At 65.8% G+C, this 14,022-nt stretch carries 16 protein-coding genes; 7 read left to right on the top strand and 9 right to left on the bottom strand.

Annotated features, from left to right (window positions below; all coding sequences use genetic code 11):
• Positions 1 to 14 precede the first annotated feature (14 nt).
• From EZM81_RS03550 to EZM81_RS03525, 6 genes are all read right to left on the bottom strand, one after another.
• Complete coding sequence (locus tag EZM81_RS03550) at positions 15 to 245, bottom strand: formate dehydrogenase subunit delta (protein ID WP_136644801.1); 231 nt, start codon at positions 243 to 245, stop codon at positions 15 to 17.
• On the bottom strand, positions 235 to 1,035 hold the full coding sequence (fdhD, locus tag EZM81_RS03545; protein ID WP_136644800.1) for a formate dehydrogenase accessory sulfurtransferase FdhD: 801 nt from the start codon (positions 1,033 to 1,035) through the stop codon (positions 235 to 237). The genes EZM81_RS03550 and fdhD overlap by 11 nt, the downstream gene beginning before the upstream one ends.
• Positions 1,032 to 3,908 carry a formate dehydrogenase subunit alpha gene (gene fdhF / locus EZM81_RS03540; RefSeq protein WP_136644799.1) on the bottom strand — a complete coding sequence of 959 codons (2,877 nt, stop codon included), beginning with the start codon at positions 3,906 to 3,908 and terminating at the stop codon, positions 1,032 to 1,034. Before fdhF ends, fdhD begins: the two co-directional genes overlap by 4 nt.
• Complete coding sequence (locus tag EZM81_RS03535) at positions 3,905 to 5,410, bottom strand: NADH-quinone oxidoreductase subunit NuoF (protein ID WP_135447923.1); 1,506 nt, start codon at positions 5,408 to 5,410, stop codon at positions 3,905 to 3,907. Before EZM81_RS03535 ends, fdhF begins: the two co-directional genes overlap by 4 nt.
• A complete protein-coding gene (locus EZM81_RS03530) occupies positions 5,407 to 5,865 on the bottom strand; it encodes a formate dehydrogenase subunit gamma (RefSeq protein ID WP_136644798.1) in 459 nt (152 codons plus the stop codon). The genes EZM81_RS03535 and EZM81_RS03530 overlap by 4 nt, the downstream gene beginning before the upstream one ends.
• Before the next feature lie 86 nt (positions 5,866 to 5,951).
• Entirely contained in the window at positions 5,952 to 6,833 is an 882-nt protein-coding gene (locus EZM81_RS03525) for a LysR family transcriptional regulator (protein ID WP_135447928.1), read from the bottom strand.
• Positions 6,834 to 6,894: 61 nt separating this feature from the next.
• On the opposite strand from EZM81_RS03525, the gene EZM81_RS03520 reads away from it, so the two are divergent.
• The 7 genes from EZM81_RS03520 to EZM81_RS03490 all read left to right on the top strand — a co-directional run bounded on the left by EZM81_RS03520 (position 6,895) and on the right by EZM81_RS03490 (position 12,257).
• Positions 6,895 to 7,686, top strand: coding sequence for a S49 family peptidase (locus EZM81_RS03520; RefSeq protein WP_136644954.1), 792 nt, complete (start codon positions 6,895 to 6,897; stop codon positions 7,684 to 7,686).
• Positions 7,687 to 7,872: a hypothetical protein gene (locus EZM81_RS03515; RefSeq protein WP_135447931.1), complete on the top strand. Its 186-nt coding sequence runs from the start codon at positions 7,687 to 7,689 to the stop codon at positions 7,870 to 7,872.
• A complete protein-coding gene (locus tag EZM81_RS03510; protein ID WP_135447933.1) occupies positions 7,869 to 8,642 on the top strand; it encodes an SDR family oxidoreductase in 774 nt (257 codons plus the stop codon). Before EZM81_RS03515 ends, EZM81_RS03510 begins: the two co-directional genes overlap by 4 nt.
• Positions 8,643 to 8,942: 300 nt before the next feature.
• Entirely contained in the window at positions 8,943 to 10,799 is a 1,857-nt protein-coding gene (uvrC, locus tag EZM81_RS03505; RefSeq protein WP_136644797.1) for an excinuclease ABC subunit UvrC, read from the top strand.
• A 107-nt stretch (positions 10,800 to 10,906) separates the two neighbouring features.
• Positions 10,907 to 11,572, top strand: coding sequence for a CDP-diacylglycerol--glycerol-3-phosphate 3-phosphatidyltransferase (pgsA, locus tag EZM81_RS03500; protein ID WP_135447938.1), 666 nt, complete (start codon positions 10,907 to 10,909; stop codon positions 11,570 to 11,572).
• Positions 11,572 to 11,817, top strand: a complete 246-nt coding sequence (gene moaD / locus EZM81_RS03495) for a molybdopterin converting factor subunit 1 (protein ID WP_136644952.1) — start codon at positions 11,572 to 11,574, stop codon at positions 11,815 to 11,817. Before pgsA ends, moaD begins: the two co-directional genes overlap by 1 nt.
• 2 nt (positions 11,818 to 11,819) lie before the next feature.
• A complete protein-coding gene (locus EZM81_RS03490; protein WP_135447940.1) occupies positions 11,820 to 12,257 on the top strand; it encodes a molybdenum cofactor biosynthesis protein MoaE in 438 nt (145 codons plus the stop codon).
• Here the strand turns inward: EZM81_RS03490 and EZM81_RS03485 are convergent.
• The 3 genes from EZM81_RS03485 to EZM81_RS03475 all read right to left on the bottom strand — a co-directional run bounded on the left by EZM81_RS03485 (position 12,244) and on the right by EZM81_RS03475 (position 13,858).
• The gene (locus tag EZM81_RS03485) at positions 12,244 to 13,257 is read right to left on the bottom strand and encodes a P1 family peptidase (RefSeq protein WP_136644796.1); all 1,014 of its coding nucleotides are present in this window, start codon (positions 13,255 to 13,257) and stop codon (positions 12,244 to 12,246) included. The genes EZM81_RS03490 and EZM81_RS03485 overlap by 14 nt on opposite strands.
• A gap of 11 nt (positions 13,258 to 13,268) precedes the next feature.
• Positions 13,269 to 13,460, bottom strand: coding sequence for a hypothetical protein (locus tag EZM81_RS03480; RefSeq protein WP_136644795.1), 192 nt, complete (start codon positions 13,458 to 13,460; stop codon positions 13,269 to 13,271).
• A gap of 62 nt (positions 13,461 to 13,522) precedes the next feature.
• Positions 13,523 to 13,858: a zf-TFIIB domain-containing protein gene (locus EZM81_RS03475; protein ID WP_136644794.1), complete on the bottom strand. Its 336-nt coding sequence runs from the start codon at positions 13,856 to 13,858 to the stop codon at positions 13,523 to 13,525.
• Positions 13,859 to 14,022 lie beyond the last annotated feature (164 nt).

The raw sequence follows: 14,022 nt of genomic DNA, 5'->3' as shown, positions 1-14,022 counted from the left end.
CCCGCGGTCCCGCGTCAGGTGGCAGGTTGGTCCACAGGCCGGCGGATCAGCGGGGCCGCGTCCAGGACAAGGGGGCGCAGACCCGCCCCACCGGCCTCGATCAGCGCGAAGAGCTGGCGCCGCATCCTGGGCTCCCAGAAATCGTTTATGTGGGCGGCAAGGCCTGCCACGGCCTCGGCGTGGGGTTTCGTTTCCATGAACAGCGAGATCTGGTTTGCCATCCGCACGATCTTTTCAGCCGACATGGGCATTCTCCGTCGTCAAACGATCCGTATGTGAAAAGACTTCGAACCGGTCCCCGCGGGCCAGGGCGATCAGGGTTATTCCCGCCTGATCGGCCAGTTCGACTGCCTCGGCTGTGGGGGCCGAAACGGCGATGATGAGGGGGGCGCCCAGCATGGCGACCTTCTGCACCATGTCGGTCGAAACCCGGCTGGTCAGCACCACCGCACCCTCTGGCGCGATGCCGTGACGCACCATCGCGCCCGCCAGCTTGTCCAGCGCGTTGTGCCGGCCCACGTCCTCGCGCGACAGACGCATCCTTCCGTTCCAGAAGGCCGCGCCATGCACCGCACGGGTCGCGTCATGCAGCTGCTGCTGCCCCGGCAGGGCCGCGACTGCATGGCACACCTGGTCCGGCGTCATGCGGAAAGCCGAGGGCATCACGACCGGAACCGCGCGCAGCGCCTGGTCGATCGAATCGATCCCGCAAAGGCCGCAGCCCACCGGCCCGGCCATCACCCGCCGCCGCGCGGCGAGCCGCGCCTCGGCTTCGGGTTTCAGCCAGATCTGCACATCGAAGCCCCTGGGCAGCGCGACCACGTCAACCGACAGGATATCTTCCGGCGCCGCGATGCCTTCGGTAAGGGCAAAGCCGTAGCCGAAATCCTCCAGATCCGCAGGCGTCGCCATCATCACCGCCTGGGTGCTGCCATTGAACGAAAGCGCGACAGCCACCTCTTCGGGCAGCACCCGCACCCCCGGCTGGACCGAGGGGCCGAATGCCAGCCGAGGGGTTGGCCGCGCGCCCTTCATTCGGCGGCCAGGATGCGGCGCGACAGGGCCGCCTGGGCGGCATATTCCTGCTGCCATTCGGACGGTCCGTTCGACGGAGAGACCTGCACCGCCGTCACCTTGTATTCCGGACAGTTCGTCGCCCAGTCGCTGAAATCGGTGGTGATGACGTTGGCCTGGGTCTCGGGGTGGTGGAAGGTGGTATAGACCACCCCCGGCGGCACCTTGTCGGTGATCGTCGCACGCAGCGTCGTTTCACCCGAGCGGCTGGCCAGGCGCACCCAGTCGCCCTCGCGGATGCCGCGGTTCTCGGCGTCGTGGGGGTTGATTTCAAGCACGTCCTCATCATGCCAGACCACATTCGCCGTCCGGCGGGTCTGCGCACCGACGTTGTATTGCGACAGGATGCGCCCCGTGGTCAGCAGAAGCGGGAAGCGCGGGCCGGTCTTTTCATCTGTCGCCACATATTCGGTGCGGATGAACTTGCCCTTGCCGCGCATGAAGCCGTCGATGTGCATCAAGGGTGTGCCCTCGGGCGCCTTGTCATTGCACGGCCACTGGACGGACCCCAGCTCCTCGAGCTTCTCGTAACTCACCCCCGCAAAGGAGGGCGTGGTCATGGCGATCTCGTCCATGATCTGGCTGGGATGCGTGTAGGTCCAGTTCGCGCCCATGGCATTGGCGAACATCTGGGTCACTTCCCAGTCGGCATAGCCCTGTTTCGGCGCCATCACCTTGCGCACGCGGTTGATGCGGCGTTCGGCGTTGGTGAAGGTGCCGTCCTTTTCCAGGAAGGACGAGCCGGGGAAGAACACATGCGCGTAGTTCGCGGTCTCGTTCAGGAACAGGTCGTGGACGATGACACATTCCATCGCCGCAAGACCGGCGGCGACATGATGCGTGTCAGGGTCGGATTGCAGGATGTCTTCGCCCTGGCAGTAGAGCCCCTTGAAGCTGCCCTCGACCGCAGCATCCAGCATATTGGGGATGCGCAGGCCGGGCTCGGGGTCGATCGTCACGCCCCAGGCCTTTTCATAGATCGCGCGGACCTCGGGGTTCTTCACGTGGCGGTAGCCCGGCAGTTCATGCGGGAACGACCCCATGTCGCAGGAACCCTGCACGTTGTTCTGCCCGCGCAGCGGGTTCACCCCCACGCCGCGCCGGCCAATGTTGCCGGTCATCATGGCCAGGTTGGCGATGCCGATCACGGTGGTCGAACCCTGCGAATGTTCGGTCACGCCCAGCCCGTAGTAGATCGCCGCATTGCCGCCGGTAGCGTAAAGCCGGGCGGCGGCGCGGATCTGCTCGGCCGGAACGCCAGTGACCATCTGCACCGCCTCGGGGCTGTGGCGCGGGTCGCTGATGAACTCGGCATAGTCCTGGAACTCGTCCCAGTCGCAGCGTTCCCGGATGAAGGTCTCGTTGTAGAGTTTCTCGGTCACGATCACATGCGCCATGGCCGAGACAACGGCGACGTTGGTGCCGGGCGTCAGCGCAAGATGATAAGCGGCCTTGTAATGCGGGCCTTCCACCGTTTCGGTGCGGCGGGGATCGACGACGATCAGCTTGGCCCCCTGGCGCAGCCGCTTCTTCATCCGGCTGGCAAAGACCGGGTGGCCTGCATGCGGGTTCGCACCGATCACCATGATGACATCGGCTTCCTCGACCGAGTCGAAATCCTGCGTGCCCGCCGAGGTGCCGAAGGTCTGCCCCAACCCATAGCCCGTGGGCGAATGGCAGACACGCGCGCAGGTATCCGTATTGTTGTTCCGGAACACCGCGCGTGCCAGTTTCTGCACCAGGTAGGTTTCCTCGTTGGTGCAGCGGCTGGAGGTGATCACCCCCACCGAGTTCCGGCCGTATTTCGCCTGGATCGCCTTCATGCGGCTGGCCGCGAATTCCATCGCCTCGGCCCACGAGACCTCGCGCCACGGCTCGGTGATCGCCTCGCGGATCATCGGCTTCAGGATGCGGTCCTTGTGCATGGCATAGCCATAGGCGAAGCGGCCTTTCACGCAGGAATGGCCCCGGTTGGCCTTGCCGTGCTTGTAGGGGGTCATCCGCACCAGCTCGTCGCCGCGCATCTCGGCCTTGAAGGAACAGCCCACACCGCAATAGGCGCAGGTAGTGATGATGGAACGGTCGGGGGTGCCGATCTCGATCACCGACTTTTCCGACAGCGTCGCGGTCGGGCAGGCCTGCACGCAGGCGCCGCAGGACACGCAGTCGGACGCCAGCGCATTGTCCGTTTTCGCCCCGAACGAAACCCGGCTGTCCCAGCCCCGGCCCTCGATCGTCAGCGCGAAGGTGCCCTGCACTTCCTCGCAGGCGCGCACGCAGCGGCTGCAGACGATGCACTTGGACGGATCATAGGTGAAATAGGGGTTGGAATCGTCCTTCGGCAGCCATTGCGGATTGGCCTCGCCGCTGGTGTTGCGGGGGCGGAAATGGGTCTCCACCGCCTCATAGCGCACGTCGCGCAGGCCCACGGCGCCGGCCATGTCCTGCAACTCGCAATCGCCGTTGGCCGCGCAGGTCAGGCAGTCCAGCGGGTGGTCCGAGATGTAAAGCTCCATCACCCCGCGGCGCAGCTGCTTCAGCTTGCCGGTCTGGGTGTGGACCTTCAGCCCCGGCGCAACCGGCGTGGTGCAGGAGGCCGGAGTGCCGGCGCGGCCCTCGATCTCGACCAGACACAGCCGGCAGGATCCGAAGGCCTCGAGGCTGTCGGTCGCGCAAAGCTTCGGGACCGAGATTCCGATCTCTGCCGCCGCGCGCATGATGCTGGTGCCTTCCGGGACGGTCACGTCGAAGCCGTCGATGGTCAGCGTGACCATCTGTTTCGATTTGGCGGCAGGGGTGCCGAAATCGCGGTCGGGGATGATGAAGTCCTTCATTCTGCGGCCTCCTTCGCGCGGGCGAAGTCATCGGGGAAATGGGTCAGCGCGCTCAGCACCGGATAGGGGGTGAAGCCCCCCAGCGCGCAGAGCGAGCCGAATTTCATGGTGTTGCACAGGTCGGTCAGGATCGGCAGCGCCGAAGCGTCGCCGCGGGCCAGCCGGTCGATGGTCTCCACCCCGCGGGTCGATCCGATGCGGCAGGGGGTGCACTTGCCGCAGGACTCGATGGCGCAGAACTCCATGGCAAAGCGCGCCATGGCCAGCATGTCCACCGTGTCGTCGGCCACCGTCAGCCCGGCATGGCCGATCAGCCCATCCTTCGCGCCGAATTCCTCGTATCCGAAAGGCGTGTCGAACAGCGCCGGCGGGAACCAGGCGCCCAGCGGCCCGCCGACCTGCACCGCCTTGACCGGCCGGCCCGAGGCCGTGCCACCGCCGATCTCGTTGACGATCTGACCCAGGGTCAGACCGAAGGCGACCTCATAAAGCCCGCCGAAGCGCACGTTGCCGGCGATCTGCAAGGGGATCGTTCCGCGGCTTCGGCCAAGGCCGAAATCCTTGTAGAACGCCGCGCCCTTCGCAAGGATCACCGGCACCGAGGCCAGAGAGATGACGTTGTTCACCACGGTCGGGCGGCCCATGAAGCCCTGCAGCGCGGGCAGGGGTGGCTTGGCGCGGACAATGCCGCGCTTGCCTTCCAGGCTGTTGAGAAGGCTGGTTTCCTCGCCACAGACATAGGCCCCGGCACCGACGCGGATTTCCATGTCGAAGGCAGGACCAAGGATTCCGGCGGCGCGCGCGATGCGCACGGCCTCGTCCATGATGCGGATGGCCACCGGGTATTCCGAACGGATGTACACATAGCCTTTGCTCGCCCCGCAGGCGAGGCCGGCAATCGCCATGCCCTCGATCAGGCAGAAGGGATCGCCCTCCATCAGCATGCGGTCGGCGAAGGTGGCGCTGTCGCCCTCGTCGGCGTTGCAGACGATGTATTTCTGCTCGCCCGGGGCCTCGGACACCGTCTTCCACTTGATGCCGGTCGGGAACCCCGCGCCGCCGCGTCCGCGCAGGCCCGACTCCGTCACTTCGGCCACGATCTCGGCCTTGGTCATGCCTTTGGCACGCTCCAGCCCCACCAGACCGCCATGCGCGCGGTAGTCGTCCAGCGACAGGGGGTCGATCACCCCCACCCGGGCAAAGGTCAGCCGGGTCTGGCCCTTCATCCAGGGCAGTTCCTCGACCAGCCCCAGCGCCTTGGGATGCGAGGCCAGATCGCCGAACAGCCCCGGCACATCGGCAGGCGTCATCGGGCCGAACCCGATGCGGCCCGCGTCCGTCACCACCTCGACCAGAGGCTCCAGCCAGACCATGCCGCGGCTGCCGTTGCGGATGATCTGCACCTCGACCCCGCGCGCGGCAGCCTCGTCAAGGATCGCCTGGACGATGCGGTCGGCGCCAAGGGCAACGGCGGCGCTGTCAAGCGGAACATACAGCTTCATTTCGCCACCTCTGCCAGCACACCCTCGTCCACCCGGCCGACCAGCCGACCATCAACCATCGCCGCAGGTCCGCAGGCACAGAGGCCCAGGCAGAACACCGGCTCCAGCGTCACGCGGCCGTCCGGTGTCGTCTCGTGCCAACCGATGCCCAGCGCCTTCTTGATCCGGTCCGCCACGGCATCGGCGCCCATGGTCTGGCAGGCCTCGGCCCGGCACAGCTTCAGCACATGCCGCCCGGCCGGCTTGTCGCGGAAGTCGTGGTAGAAGCTGATCACCCCATGCACTTCCGCCTTCGACAGCATCAGCGCCTTGGCAATCTGCGGCACGGCGGCTTCGGGGATGTAACCGAAGGCCTCCTGGATCGCATGAAGGATCGGCAGCAGCGGACCCTCAAGCCCCTGATGGGCATCAAGGATTTCGGCGATCCGGTCGGATAGGGCATGGGAATCAAGCATGCGGACAACCTCTGGCTGGCATGTTGCGGTATACGCCGATTGATAGGAATATCAATTCAGATATGCCGTCAAACAATAGAGAGCATCTATCGAAAGCGGCGGACTGCCTCATCCAGCAGGGCCTGGAGGATCGGGGTCTGCGGGTCGCGGCGGGCGGTGATCAGGCCCACCGTGTGCTCGGCTTCGGGTTCGACGATCGGGATCGACACCAGTCGTCCGTCGGCCACGAACATGTCGGCCAGCTTTTTCGGCACGATGGACGCCCATCGGCCGGTCAGCACGTGCGCGACCAGCGCCATGGTCGAGTTCGACTCGATCATGGGCTGGGCGATCACCCCGGCCTCGCCAAGGTGCTGGTTCACGATCCGGCGGTTCTGCATGTCCGAGGTCAGAAGGCACAGCGGCACGGTTGCCAGATCGCCCCAGGTCACCTGCCGGCGCAAGGCGATTTCCGACCCCGGTGCGATGAGCAGCCGGTAGAATTCGGTGTAAAGCGGCACCTGCGACACCCGGCCGAGCGGTTCGTTGTCCAGGTAGGTGATCCCCGCCTCGAGGTCGAGCGCCTCGATCCCGGTCAGGATCTCGATGCTGGTGCGCGACAGGATCGACACCCGCACGTTGGGATGCCTTTGCGTGAAGGGCCCCGTCAGGTCGGCCACCATCGGCAGGGCCGTGGGGATGACCCCGATCCGCAGGTTGCCCGACAGGCCGGAACGCACGACGCGCATCTCGTCCTTCAGCGCGCGGACATCACCGACGATCTTCAGCGCCCGATCCAGCACCCTTTGCCCTTCCGGTGTCAGGCCCTGAAACCGGCTGCCGCGAAAGACCAGCTGCACGCCCAGCTGGTCCTCCAGTTGCCGGATCGCACTGGAGAGCGACGGCTGCGTCACTCCGCAGACCTCGGCAGCGCGGCCGAAATGCCGTTCCTTGGCCAGCGCGATGAACATTTCCAGCTTGTCGATCATGCGCCAGACCCTGCCGCGCGCCGCCCTTGCCCGCAAGGCCCTTACCGCTTACCTCTGGCCCATGCGCCTGTTCATCCCCTTTCTGCCCAGACCGTCCATTGTTCCGGTGATCCGCCTTGGCGGCACCATCGGCATCGGCGCCCGCAGCCTGAACGACGAGGCTTTGGCCCCGCTGATCGAAAAGGCCTTCCGCATGAAGCCGGCAGCGGTTGCCTTGCAGGTGAATTCTCCGGGCGGGTCGGCGGTTCAGTCCAGCCTGATCGCCGCGCGCATCCGGCGGCTGGCGGATGAGAAGAAGGTGCCCGTCCATGCCTTTGTCGAGGATGTGGCGGCCTCGGGCGGCTACTGGCTGGCCTGCGCGGCGGATGACATCTGGGTGGATGAAAGCAGCATCGTTGGCTCGATCGGTGTCATTTTTGCCAGTTTCGGCTTTCCTGAACTGATGGCGCGGCAAGGCGTGGAACGCCGCGTGGTGGCGGCAGGAAAGCACAAGAGCCTTGCAGATCCCTTCCTGCCCCAGAAGGCCGAGGACGTCGAGCGGCTGAAGGCCCTGCAAGCGCCGATTCATCAGGCCTTCATCGACCATGTGAAGCGGTCGCGCGGTCAGCGGCTGAACCCGACGGCGGACCTGTTCAACGCCGACATCTGGGTGGGCCGGCAGTCGGTGGACCTTGGGCTGACCGATGGCGTGGCGCATGCGGTGCCGAAGCTGAAGGCGCTTTACGGCGACAAGGTCAAGCTGGTCCCGCTTGGCCGAAGGCGCAGCCTGTTCCAGCGCCTGGGTCTTTCGCTGGTCGCCGAAACCCTGGGCGCGGCAGAGGACAGGGCGCTCTGGGCGCGGTATGGGCTCTAGATGCTTCTGAAGATCATCATCGTCTTTCTGGGCGGCATGGTGCTTGTCGCCATGATCGGGCGTGTTCTCTTTCCCGGCGCCCTGCCCAGGGTGCTGCGAAAGAAGTCGGCGCCCCCTGTCTGCGCAAAATGCGGACGCTATCTGATCGGCCGCAAGACATGCGACTGCGGAGGCAAGGCGGGATGACGGCACTGGTGACGGGGGCAGGACGGCGGCTTGGCAGGGCCATGGCGCTGTATCTGGCGCAGCGCGGGCATGACGTGGCCGTGCATTACGCCACCTCGGGCGACGAAGCCGAGGCGGTGGCACGCGAGATCCGCGCCATGGGGCGCCGGGCAATGTGCTTCCACGCCGATCTTCTGGTCGAGGCCGAGACGCAGGCCCTGGTTCCCGCCGTGACCGCTGCGCTTGGTCCGCTTACGGTGCTGGTCAACAATGCCTCGATCTTCGAATACGACCGGATCGACACCGCGACCCGCGAAAGCTGGGACCGGCACATCGAATCGAACCTGCGGGCACCCTACGTCCTGACACAGGCCTTTGCCCGCCAATGCCCACCTGCCACCACCGACGAGCATGGCGAGCCGCTGGCGCAGGGCCTGATCGTCAACCTGATCGACCAGCGCATCCTGAAGCTGACGCCGGAGTTCTCGACCTATACCATCGCCAAGATGGGGCTCTGGGCGCTGACCAGGACTGCGGCGCAGGGCCTGGCGCCCCATGTCCGCGTCAACGCCATCGGCCCGGGCCCGACCCTGCAAGGCGCCCGGCAAAGCGCGGCGCACTTTGCCCGCCAGCGTGCGGCAACCGTTCTGGGCCGCGGCGCGAACCCGGCAGACATCACTGCGGCGCTGGGATTCTTCATGGACAGCCCCGCCGTCACAGGGCAGTTCATTGCCATCGACGGAGGCCAGCATCTGGCCTGGCAGACCCCCGATGTCCTGGGCGTGGAATAGCCCGTCAGCCTGATATGACGCGAAGTTGTCCACTTCTCACGCCCCATTCACGAGACTGTCATAAAAGCCGTGAGATTTCAGGGATTTGCTTTATGCATGAAAATCTTTTCTTTGTTTTCAAAAGGTTGAAATTGTGCCCAAAAATTAGGCAACCTCACGAAACCGGCCTGAATCCACGGAAAATCGGCCCTGCACGAAACTTCTCCGCATAGTTATCCACAGAAACCGTGGACAGCTTTCCCCTTGCCTCCGACCCCGGTTCGGTGCAGCCCTGACCCGAGAATCGACCGACTGTAAACCATGGACGACAAACCCCGCAGCGGACACGAGGTGATCCAGGATTACCTGAAGACGCTCGACGGCAGTCCGGGTGTCTACCGGATGCTGAACGCAGCTTCCGAGGTGCTTTATGTCGGCAAGGCGCGGAACCTGAAGGCGCGGGTGGCCAATTATGCGCGGCCTTCGGGACATTCGGCCCGCATCGCCAGGATGATCCACGAAACGGCATCAATGATGTTCCTGACCACGCGGACGGAACTTGAGGCCCTGCTTCTGGAACAGAACCTCATCAAGCAGCTGAAGCCGCGCTACAACGTGCTTTTGCGCGACGACAAGAGCTTTCCGAACATCCTGATCTCTTCCGAACACCGCTTTCCACAGATCAGGAAGCACCGGGGCAAGAAGTCGGAGAAGGGCGCCTATTTCGGCCCCTTCGCCAGTGCTGGTGCGGTGAACCGCACGCTGAACCAGCTGCAGAAGGTGTTCCTGCTGCGGAACTGTTCGGATTCGGTGTTCGACAGCCGGACACGGCCCTGTCTGCAATACCAGATCAAGCGCTGTTCTGCCCCCTGCGTCGGCAAGATCAGCGAACAGGCCTATGCGGCCCTTGTCGAGGACGCCAAACGCTTCCTGCAGGGCAAGAGCACCTCGGTTCAGGCAGAGCTGGCCCGGCAGATGGCCGAGGCGTCGGAGGCCATGGAATTCGAACGCGCCGCGGCGCTCCGCGATCGGATCCGCGCGCTGACCCAGGTGCAGCAGAGCCAGGTCATCAACCCTCAGGGCGTGGCCGAGGCGGATGTGGTCGCCCTGCACCTGGAACACGGGCAGGCCTGCGTGCAGGTCTTCTTCATCCGTGCAAATCAAAGCTGGGGCAATCGCGACTTCTACCCCAAGACCGGCGCCGGCGCAGAGGCACCGGAGATTCTGGAAGCATTCCTCACCCAGTTCTACGACGACAAGGACCCGCCGCGGCTGATCCTCCTGTCGCACCCGGTGGACAATCCCGATCTGGTGGCCGAGGCCCTGTCTGCCCGCGCCGGACGCAAGGTCGAGCTGGCCGTTCCCCAGCGCGGCGAGAAGGCCGAGCTGGTGGCGAACGCGGCCAGGAATGCCCGCGAAAGCCTTGCCCGCAGGATGGCCGAGTCCTCCACGCAGAGCCGGCTGCTGCAGGGTCTGGCCGAGGCCTTCGACCTTGACGCCCCGCCGCGGCGGATCGAGGTCTACGACAACAGCCACATCCAGGGTGCCCATGCCGTGGGGGGAATGATCGTTGCGGGGCCGGAAGGTTTCCTGAAATCGCAGTATCGCAAGTTCAACATCAAGTCCGAGGCCGGGGCGAACTCCGACGACTTCGGCATGATGAAGGAAGTCCTGACCCGCCGCTTCGAGCGCCTGTTGAAGGAAGACCCCGAGCGCAAGACCGACATGTGGCCCGACCTCCTCCTGATCGACGGCGGTGCGGGGCAGGTGTCGGCGGTGGCCGAGATCATGGCCGAGCTTGGGGTGGAGGACATCCCGATGGTCGGCGTCGCCAAGGGTATCGACCGCGATGCGGGGAAAGAGGAATTCCACCGCCCCGGCGAACGCCCGTTTGCGTTGCAACGGAACGACCCGGTCCTCTACTTCATCCAGCGCCTGCGCGACGAGGCCCACCGCTGGGCCATCGGCGCCCACCGCGCCAAGCGGGCGAAAGCGGTCAGCGCCACGCCGCTGGACGACATCCCCGGCATCGGCGCCGCGCGCAAGCGCGCCCTTCTTGCGCATTTCGGGTCGGCAAAGGCTGTCGCCCGCGCCGGGGTGGCGGACCTGCAGGCGGTCGACGGCATCTCGGAAGCGATGGCCAGGACCATCGCCGACTATTTCTCGGCAAAGGGATAGGGACAGGCGCGGGGTGGCGGAATCCGGGGTGATTGACGTCGGAAATCGTCGCGCTGCAGGCCCGGAAAGCACTTTCCCCTGTCCTTCCCTTCGTCTACGACTTGCCCATGACCTGGACGATCCCGAACTCTCTGACTGTCCTGCGCTTGCTGGCGGCCCCTGGCGTTGCGGTAATGTTCCTGTATTTCCATCGCCCCTGGGCCGACTGGTTCGCTCTGGCGCTGTTCATCGGGGCCGCCCTGACCGACTGGTTCGACGGGTATCTCGCCCGGCTCTGGAAGCAGGAATCCAAGTTCGGCGCGATGATGGACCCGATCGCCGACAAGGCGATGGTGCTGATCGCACTGATGGTCATCACTGGTTACAACGGCATGAACCCGTGGCTCATCCTGCCCGCGACCGTCATCTTCTTCCGCGAGGTATTCGTCTCCGGCCTGCGCGAGTTTCTGGGTGCCAAGGCAAGCCTGCTGAAGGTGACGAAGCTGGCCAAATGGAAGACCACCGCCCAGATGCTGGCAATCGCCGTTCTCTTTCTGGGAACCGGCCTTGACTACCTGAACGTGCTGGCGCTGGAGGGGATGACGCCCGAACAGCACATGGAGGCTGTCGCCGCCGGCGAGGCCGAAGCAATCCGCACCTGCGGCAACCGCGACTGCGCCTCATACGCCAACCTGGCCGGAATTGCCCTTCTGTGGATTGCGGCCTTTCTGACCCTGATCACCGGCTGGGAATACTTCGCCAAGTCGATGCCCTACCTGCGGGACGAAAAATGATCGAAGTGCTCTATTTCGCCTGGGTCCGTGAACGGATCGGCGTGCCCCGTGAAAGGGTCGAAACCACGGCCGCAACCGTTGCCGATCTGGTCGCCGAACTTCGGGGCCGGGAAGACCGCTATGCCGCCGCCTTTGCCGATACCTCTGCCCTGCGGGTGGCGCTGGACCAGGAGCTGGCCAATTTCGATGCCCCCCTTGCCGGGGTGCGCGAGGTTGCCTTCTTTCCGCCGATGACGGGCGGCTGACAATGCGGGTCGCGGTCCAGTCGGCTGCCTTTGACCTTGGGGCGGAAGTCGCGGCCTTTACCGACAGCGTCATCGGGGCCGGGGCGGTTGTGACCTTCACCGGAATCGTGCGCCCGGATGGCGGGCTGACGGCGATGGAAATCGAGCATTACCCCGGTATGACCGAAAAGGCCATTTCGGACATCGCCGCCCAGGCCGTGGCGCGCTGGGCGCTGGCGGATGCGCTGGTGATCCACCGCTACGGCAGCCTGAAACCGGGCGAGGCGATCATGATGGTCGCCACCGCAGCCCCGCACCGGGCCGACGCCTTCCAGGCGGCCGAATTCCTGATGGATTACCTGAAATCCCGCGCGCCCTTCTGGAAGAAGGAGATCCGCGCACAAGGCGAAGCCTGGGTCGCGGCCAGGGACGAGGACGAAGCGGCGCTCAGACGCTGGTGAGGCCTGTGCCGGTCATGCCGAAGCGCGACCGCCAGCAGGGCTGGATGTCACCCGGCACGGGCCGGGCCAGATAGACTGCGCGCGCTATGGCACGGGCCAGGCAGGTGGCGGCGGCATGGCCGATCTGGAACAGGTCGGTCAGCTCGTCCCGCATGGCGCGTGCGCCGGTCGCGGCAGCGAAGACCAGATCGCCATCCAGCAGCGTATGCGACGGCACCAGCGCCCGGGCAATCCCGTCATGGGCGGCAACTGCCATGCGTCGGGCCTGCGCCCTGGTCAGCGCGGCATCGGTGGCGACGATGGCAATGGTCGTGGCCTCGCCCAGCCGCTTGGCGGGCAGTGGCGCCTCCTGCGCGGTGACCGGCGCGGGGCCCAGCCCACCGAACTCGGCGCCTTCCTCGAAAGGTGCCGCCCAGAACTGCGGCCCATCGCCCACGGTGGGCGATCCCAGCGCATTGACGGCGACCAGAGCCCCCACCGTGATGCCCGAGGGCAGGACCGCCGAGGCTGACCCCAGGCCGCCCTTCAGTCGGCCCGTCATCGCGCCGTAACCCGCCCCGGCCGTGCCAAGGGCAAATCCCGTATCCGCCGCCTCAAGTGCCCGGCGGCCCAGCGCCGGATAGGGGCTTTCGGCCCAGGCCTTGTCCCCGCCGTTGAGAAGGTCGAACAGGATCGCCCCCGGCACGATGGGCACGCGCACCGGGCCGACCGGAAAGCCCCGGCCCATGACGCGCAGGCCGTCCATTACGCCCGTGCCTGCATCCAGCCCGAAGGCCGACCCGCCAGACAGGAACAGCGCATCCACCTTCTGCACCAGCCGGTCCGGGGCCAGCAGATCGGTCTCGCGCGTGCCGGGCGCGCCGCCCATGACATGCACCGCGGCAACCATGGGACGGTCGGCGGTCAGCACGGTGACGCCCGACCGCAAGGCCGCGTCATCGGCATTGCCGACCCGCAGGCCCGCGACATCGGTGATCAGGTTCCGTGAGCCGGGCCGCATGGCGTCAATGATCAGCCAGGGGCACGGCGCGCGGCGCCCGGCCGTCCGGGCACCTGGTCAAGGCCTTCGTCTTCGGTCCGAATGCGGTTTTCCGCGATGGTGTTGACATGGGATCGCGCCTTGTCGCCGATCGGGACACCGTCAGGATAAAGCAGCATGCAGGCCGCGGCCAGTCGTGCCGATGGGCCGGGGCTGCTTTTCATGCGTATGTGCGTCGCTGGCAGCACCCTCGGAGCGACCCAGTCGCCGACAAGAGGCGCAGGTATCAGAAATCGAAGATGTCGGACAGAAAGCTGTCGCGGCGCTTCTTCTTGTAGCCCCTGCGATAATCGTCGTCATCATCCTTGTGGCGGCGGCGGTCGTCGTCGCTGTGGTGCGGCGCGCGCGGTTCCGGCTGGTAGATCGGGCCAGCCTGCTGCACCTTCGGGGATGGTGGTGGCACGGGGGCCGGCGCCTGCGCCACCAGACCAAGCGACCGATCGATGATCTTGTCCAGCTCGCCCCGATCCAGCCAGACACCGCGGCACTTCGGGCAATAGTCGATCTCGACCCCGCTTCGGTCGGCCATCACCAGGGTTTCTCCGTCCACCGGGCAGCGCATCTGTCACTCCATTTCCTGCGTCGCACCTTAGATGGGGTCGCAAAAGCGGCCAGCAAGGGTCGCAAAGGCGCTTGCGCGAAATGTTGCGGGCGCACATAGCCGACATGAGCCGTGGCGATGGCGTCGCCACAGGGGCCGCGGCCCCGACGCTTGCGGGGAACCGC

Origin of the sequence: Tabrizicola sp. YIM 78059, from assembly GCF_004959785.1 — a bacterium.
Lineage (GTDB): Bacteria > Pseudomonadota > Alphaproteobacteria > Rhodobacterales > Rhodobacteraceae > Tabrizicola > Tabrizicola caldifontis.
Note: the sequence above shows the minus strand (reverse complement) of the source record. Positions and strands in the feature narration are given on the sequence as shown.

Excerpts from the sequence above, each read along its gene's own strand:
- EZM81_RS03520 (WP_136644954.1), top strand. The coding sequence starts at position 6,895 with ATGCGCCTGTTCATCCCCTTTCTGCCCAGACCGTCCATTGTTCCGGTG.
- uvrC (WP_136644797.1), top strand. The coding sequence starts at position 8,943 with ATGGACGACAAACCCCGCAGCGGACACGAGGTGATCCAGGATTACCTG.
- EZM81_RS03490 (WP_135447940.1), top strand. The coding sequence starts at position 11,820 with ATGCGGGTCGCGGTCCAGTCGGCTGCCTTTGACCTTGGGGCGGAAGTC.
- fdhD (WP_136644800.1), bottom strand. The coding sequence starts at position 1,035 with ATGAAGGGCGCGCGGCCAACCCCTCGGCTGGCATTCGGCCCCTCGGTC.
- EZM81_RS03535 (WP_135447923.1), bottom strand. The coding sequence starts at position 5,410 with ATGAAGCTGTATGTTCCGCTTGACAGCGCCGCCGTTGCCCTTGGCGCC.
- EZM81_RS03550 (WP_136644801.1), bottom strand. The coding sequence starts at position 245 with ATGTCGGCTGAAAAGATCGTGCGGATGGCAAACCAGATCTCGCTGTTC.
- EZM81_RS03510 (WP_135447933.1), top strand. The coding sequence starts at position 7,869 with ATGACGGCACTGGTGACGGGGGCAGGACGGCGGCTTGGCAGGGCCATG.
- fdhF (WP_136644799.1), bottom strand. The coding sequence starts at position 3,908 with ATGAAGGACTTCATCATCCCCGACCGCGATTTCGGCACCCCTGCCGCC.
- pgsA (WP_135447938.1), top strand. The coding sequence starts at position 10,907 with ATGACCTGGACGATCCCGAACTCTCTGACTGTCCTGCGCTTGCTGGCG.
- EZM81_RS03480 (WP_136644795.1), bottom strand. The coding sequence starts at position 13,460 with ATGAAAAGCAGCCCCGGCCCATCGGCACGACTGGCCGCGGCCTGCATG.
- EZM81_RS03525 (WP_135447928.1), bottom strand. The coding sequence starts at position 6,833 with ATGATCGACAAGCTGGAAATGTTCATCGCGCTGGCCAAGGAACGGCAT.
- EZM81_RS03475 (WP_136644794.1), bottom strand. The coding sequence starts at position 13,858 with ATGCGCTGCCCGGTGGACGGAGAAACCCTGGTGATGGCCGACCGAAGC.
- EZM81_RS03485 (WP_136644796.1), bottom strand. The coding sequence starts at position 13,257 with ATGCGGCCCGGCTCACGGAACCTGATCACCGATGTCGCGGGCCTGCGG.
- EZM81_RS03530 (WP_136644798.1), bottom strand. The coding sequence starts at position 5,865 with ATGCTTGATTCCCATGCCCTATCCGACCGGATCGCCGAAATCCTTGAT.
- EZM81_RS03515 (WP_135447931.1), top strand. The coding sequence starts at position 7,687 with ATGCTTCTGAAGATCATCATCGTCTTTCTGGGCGGCATGGTGCTTGTC.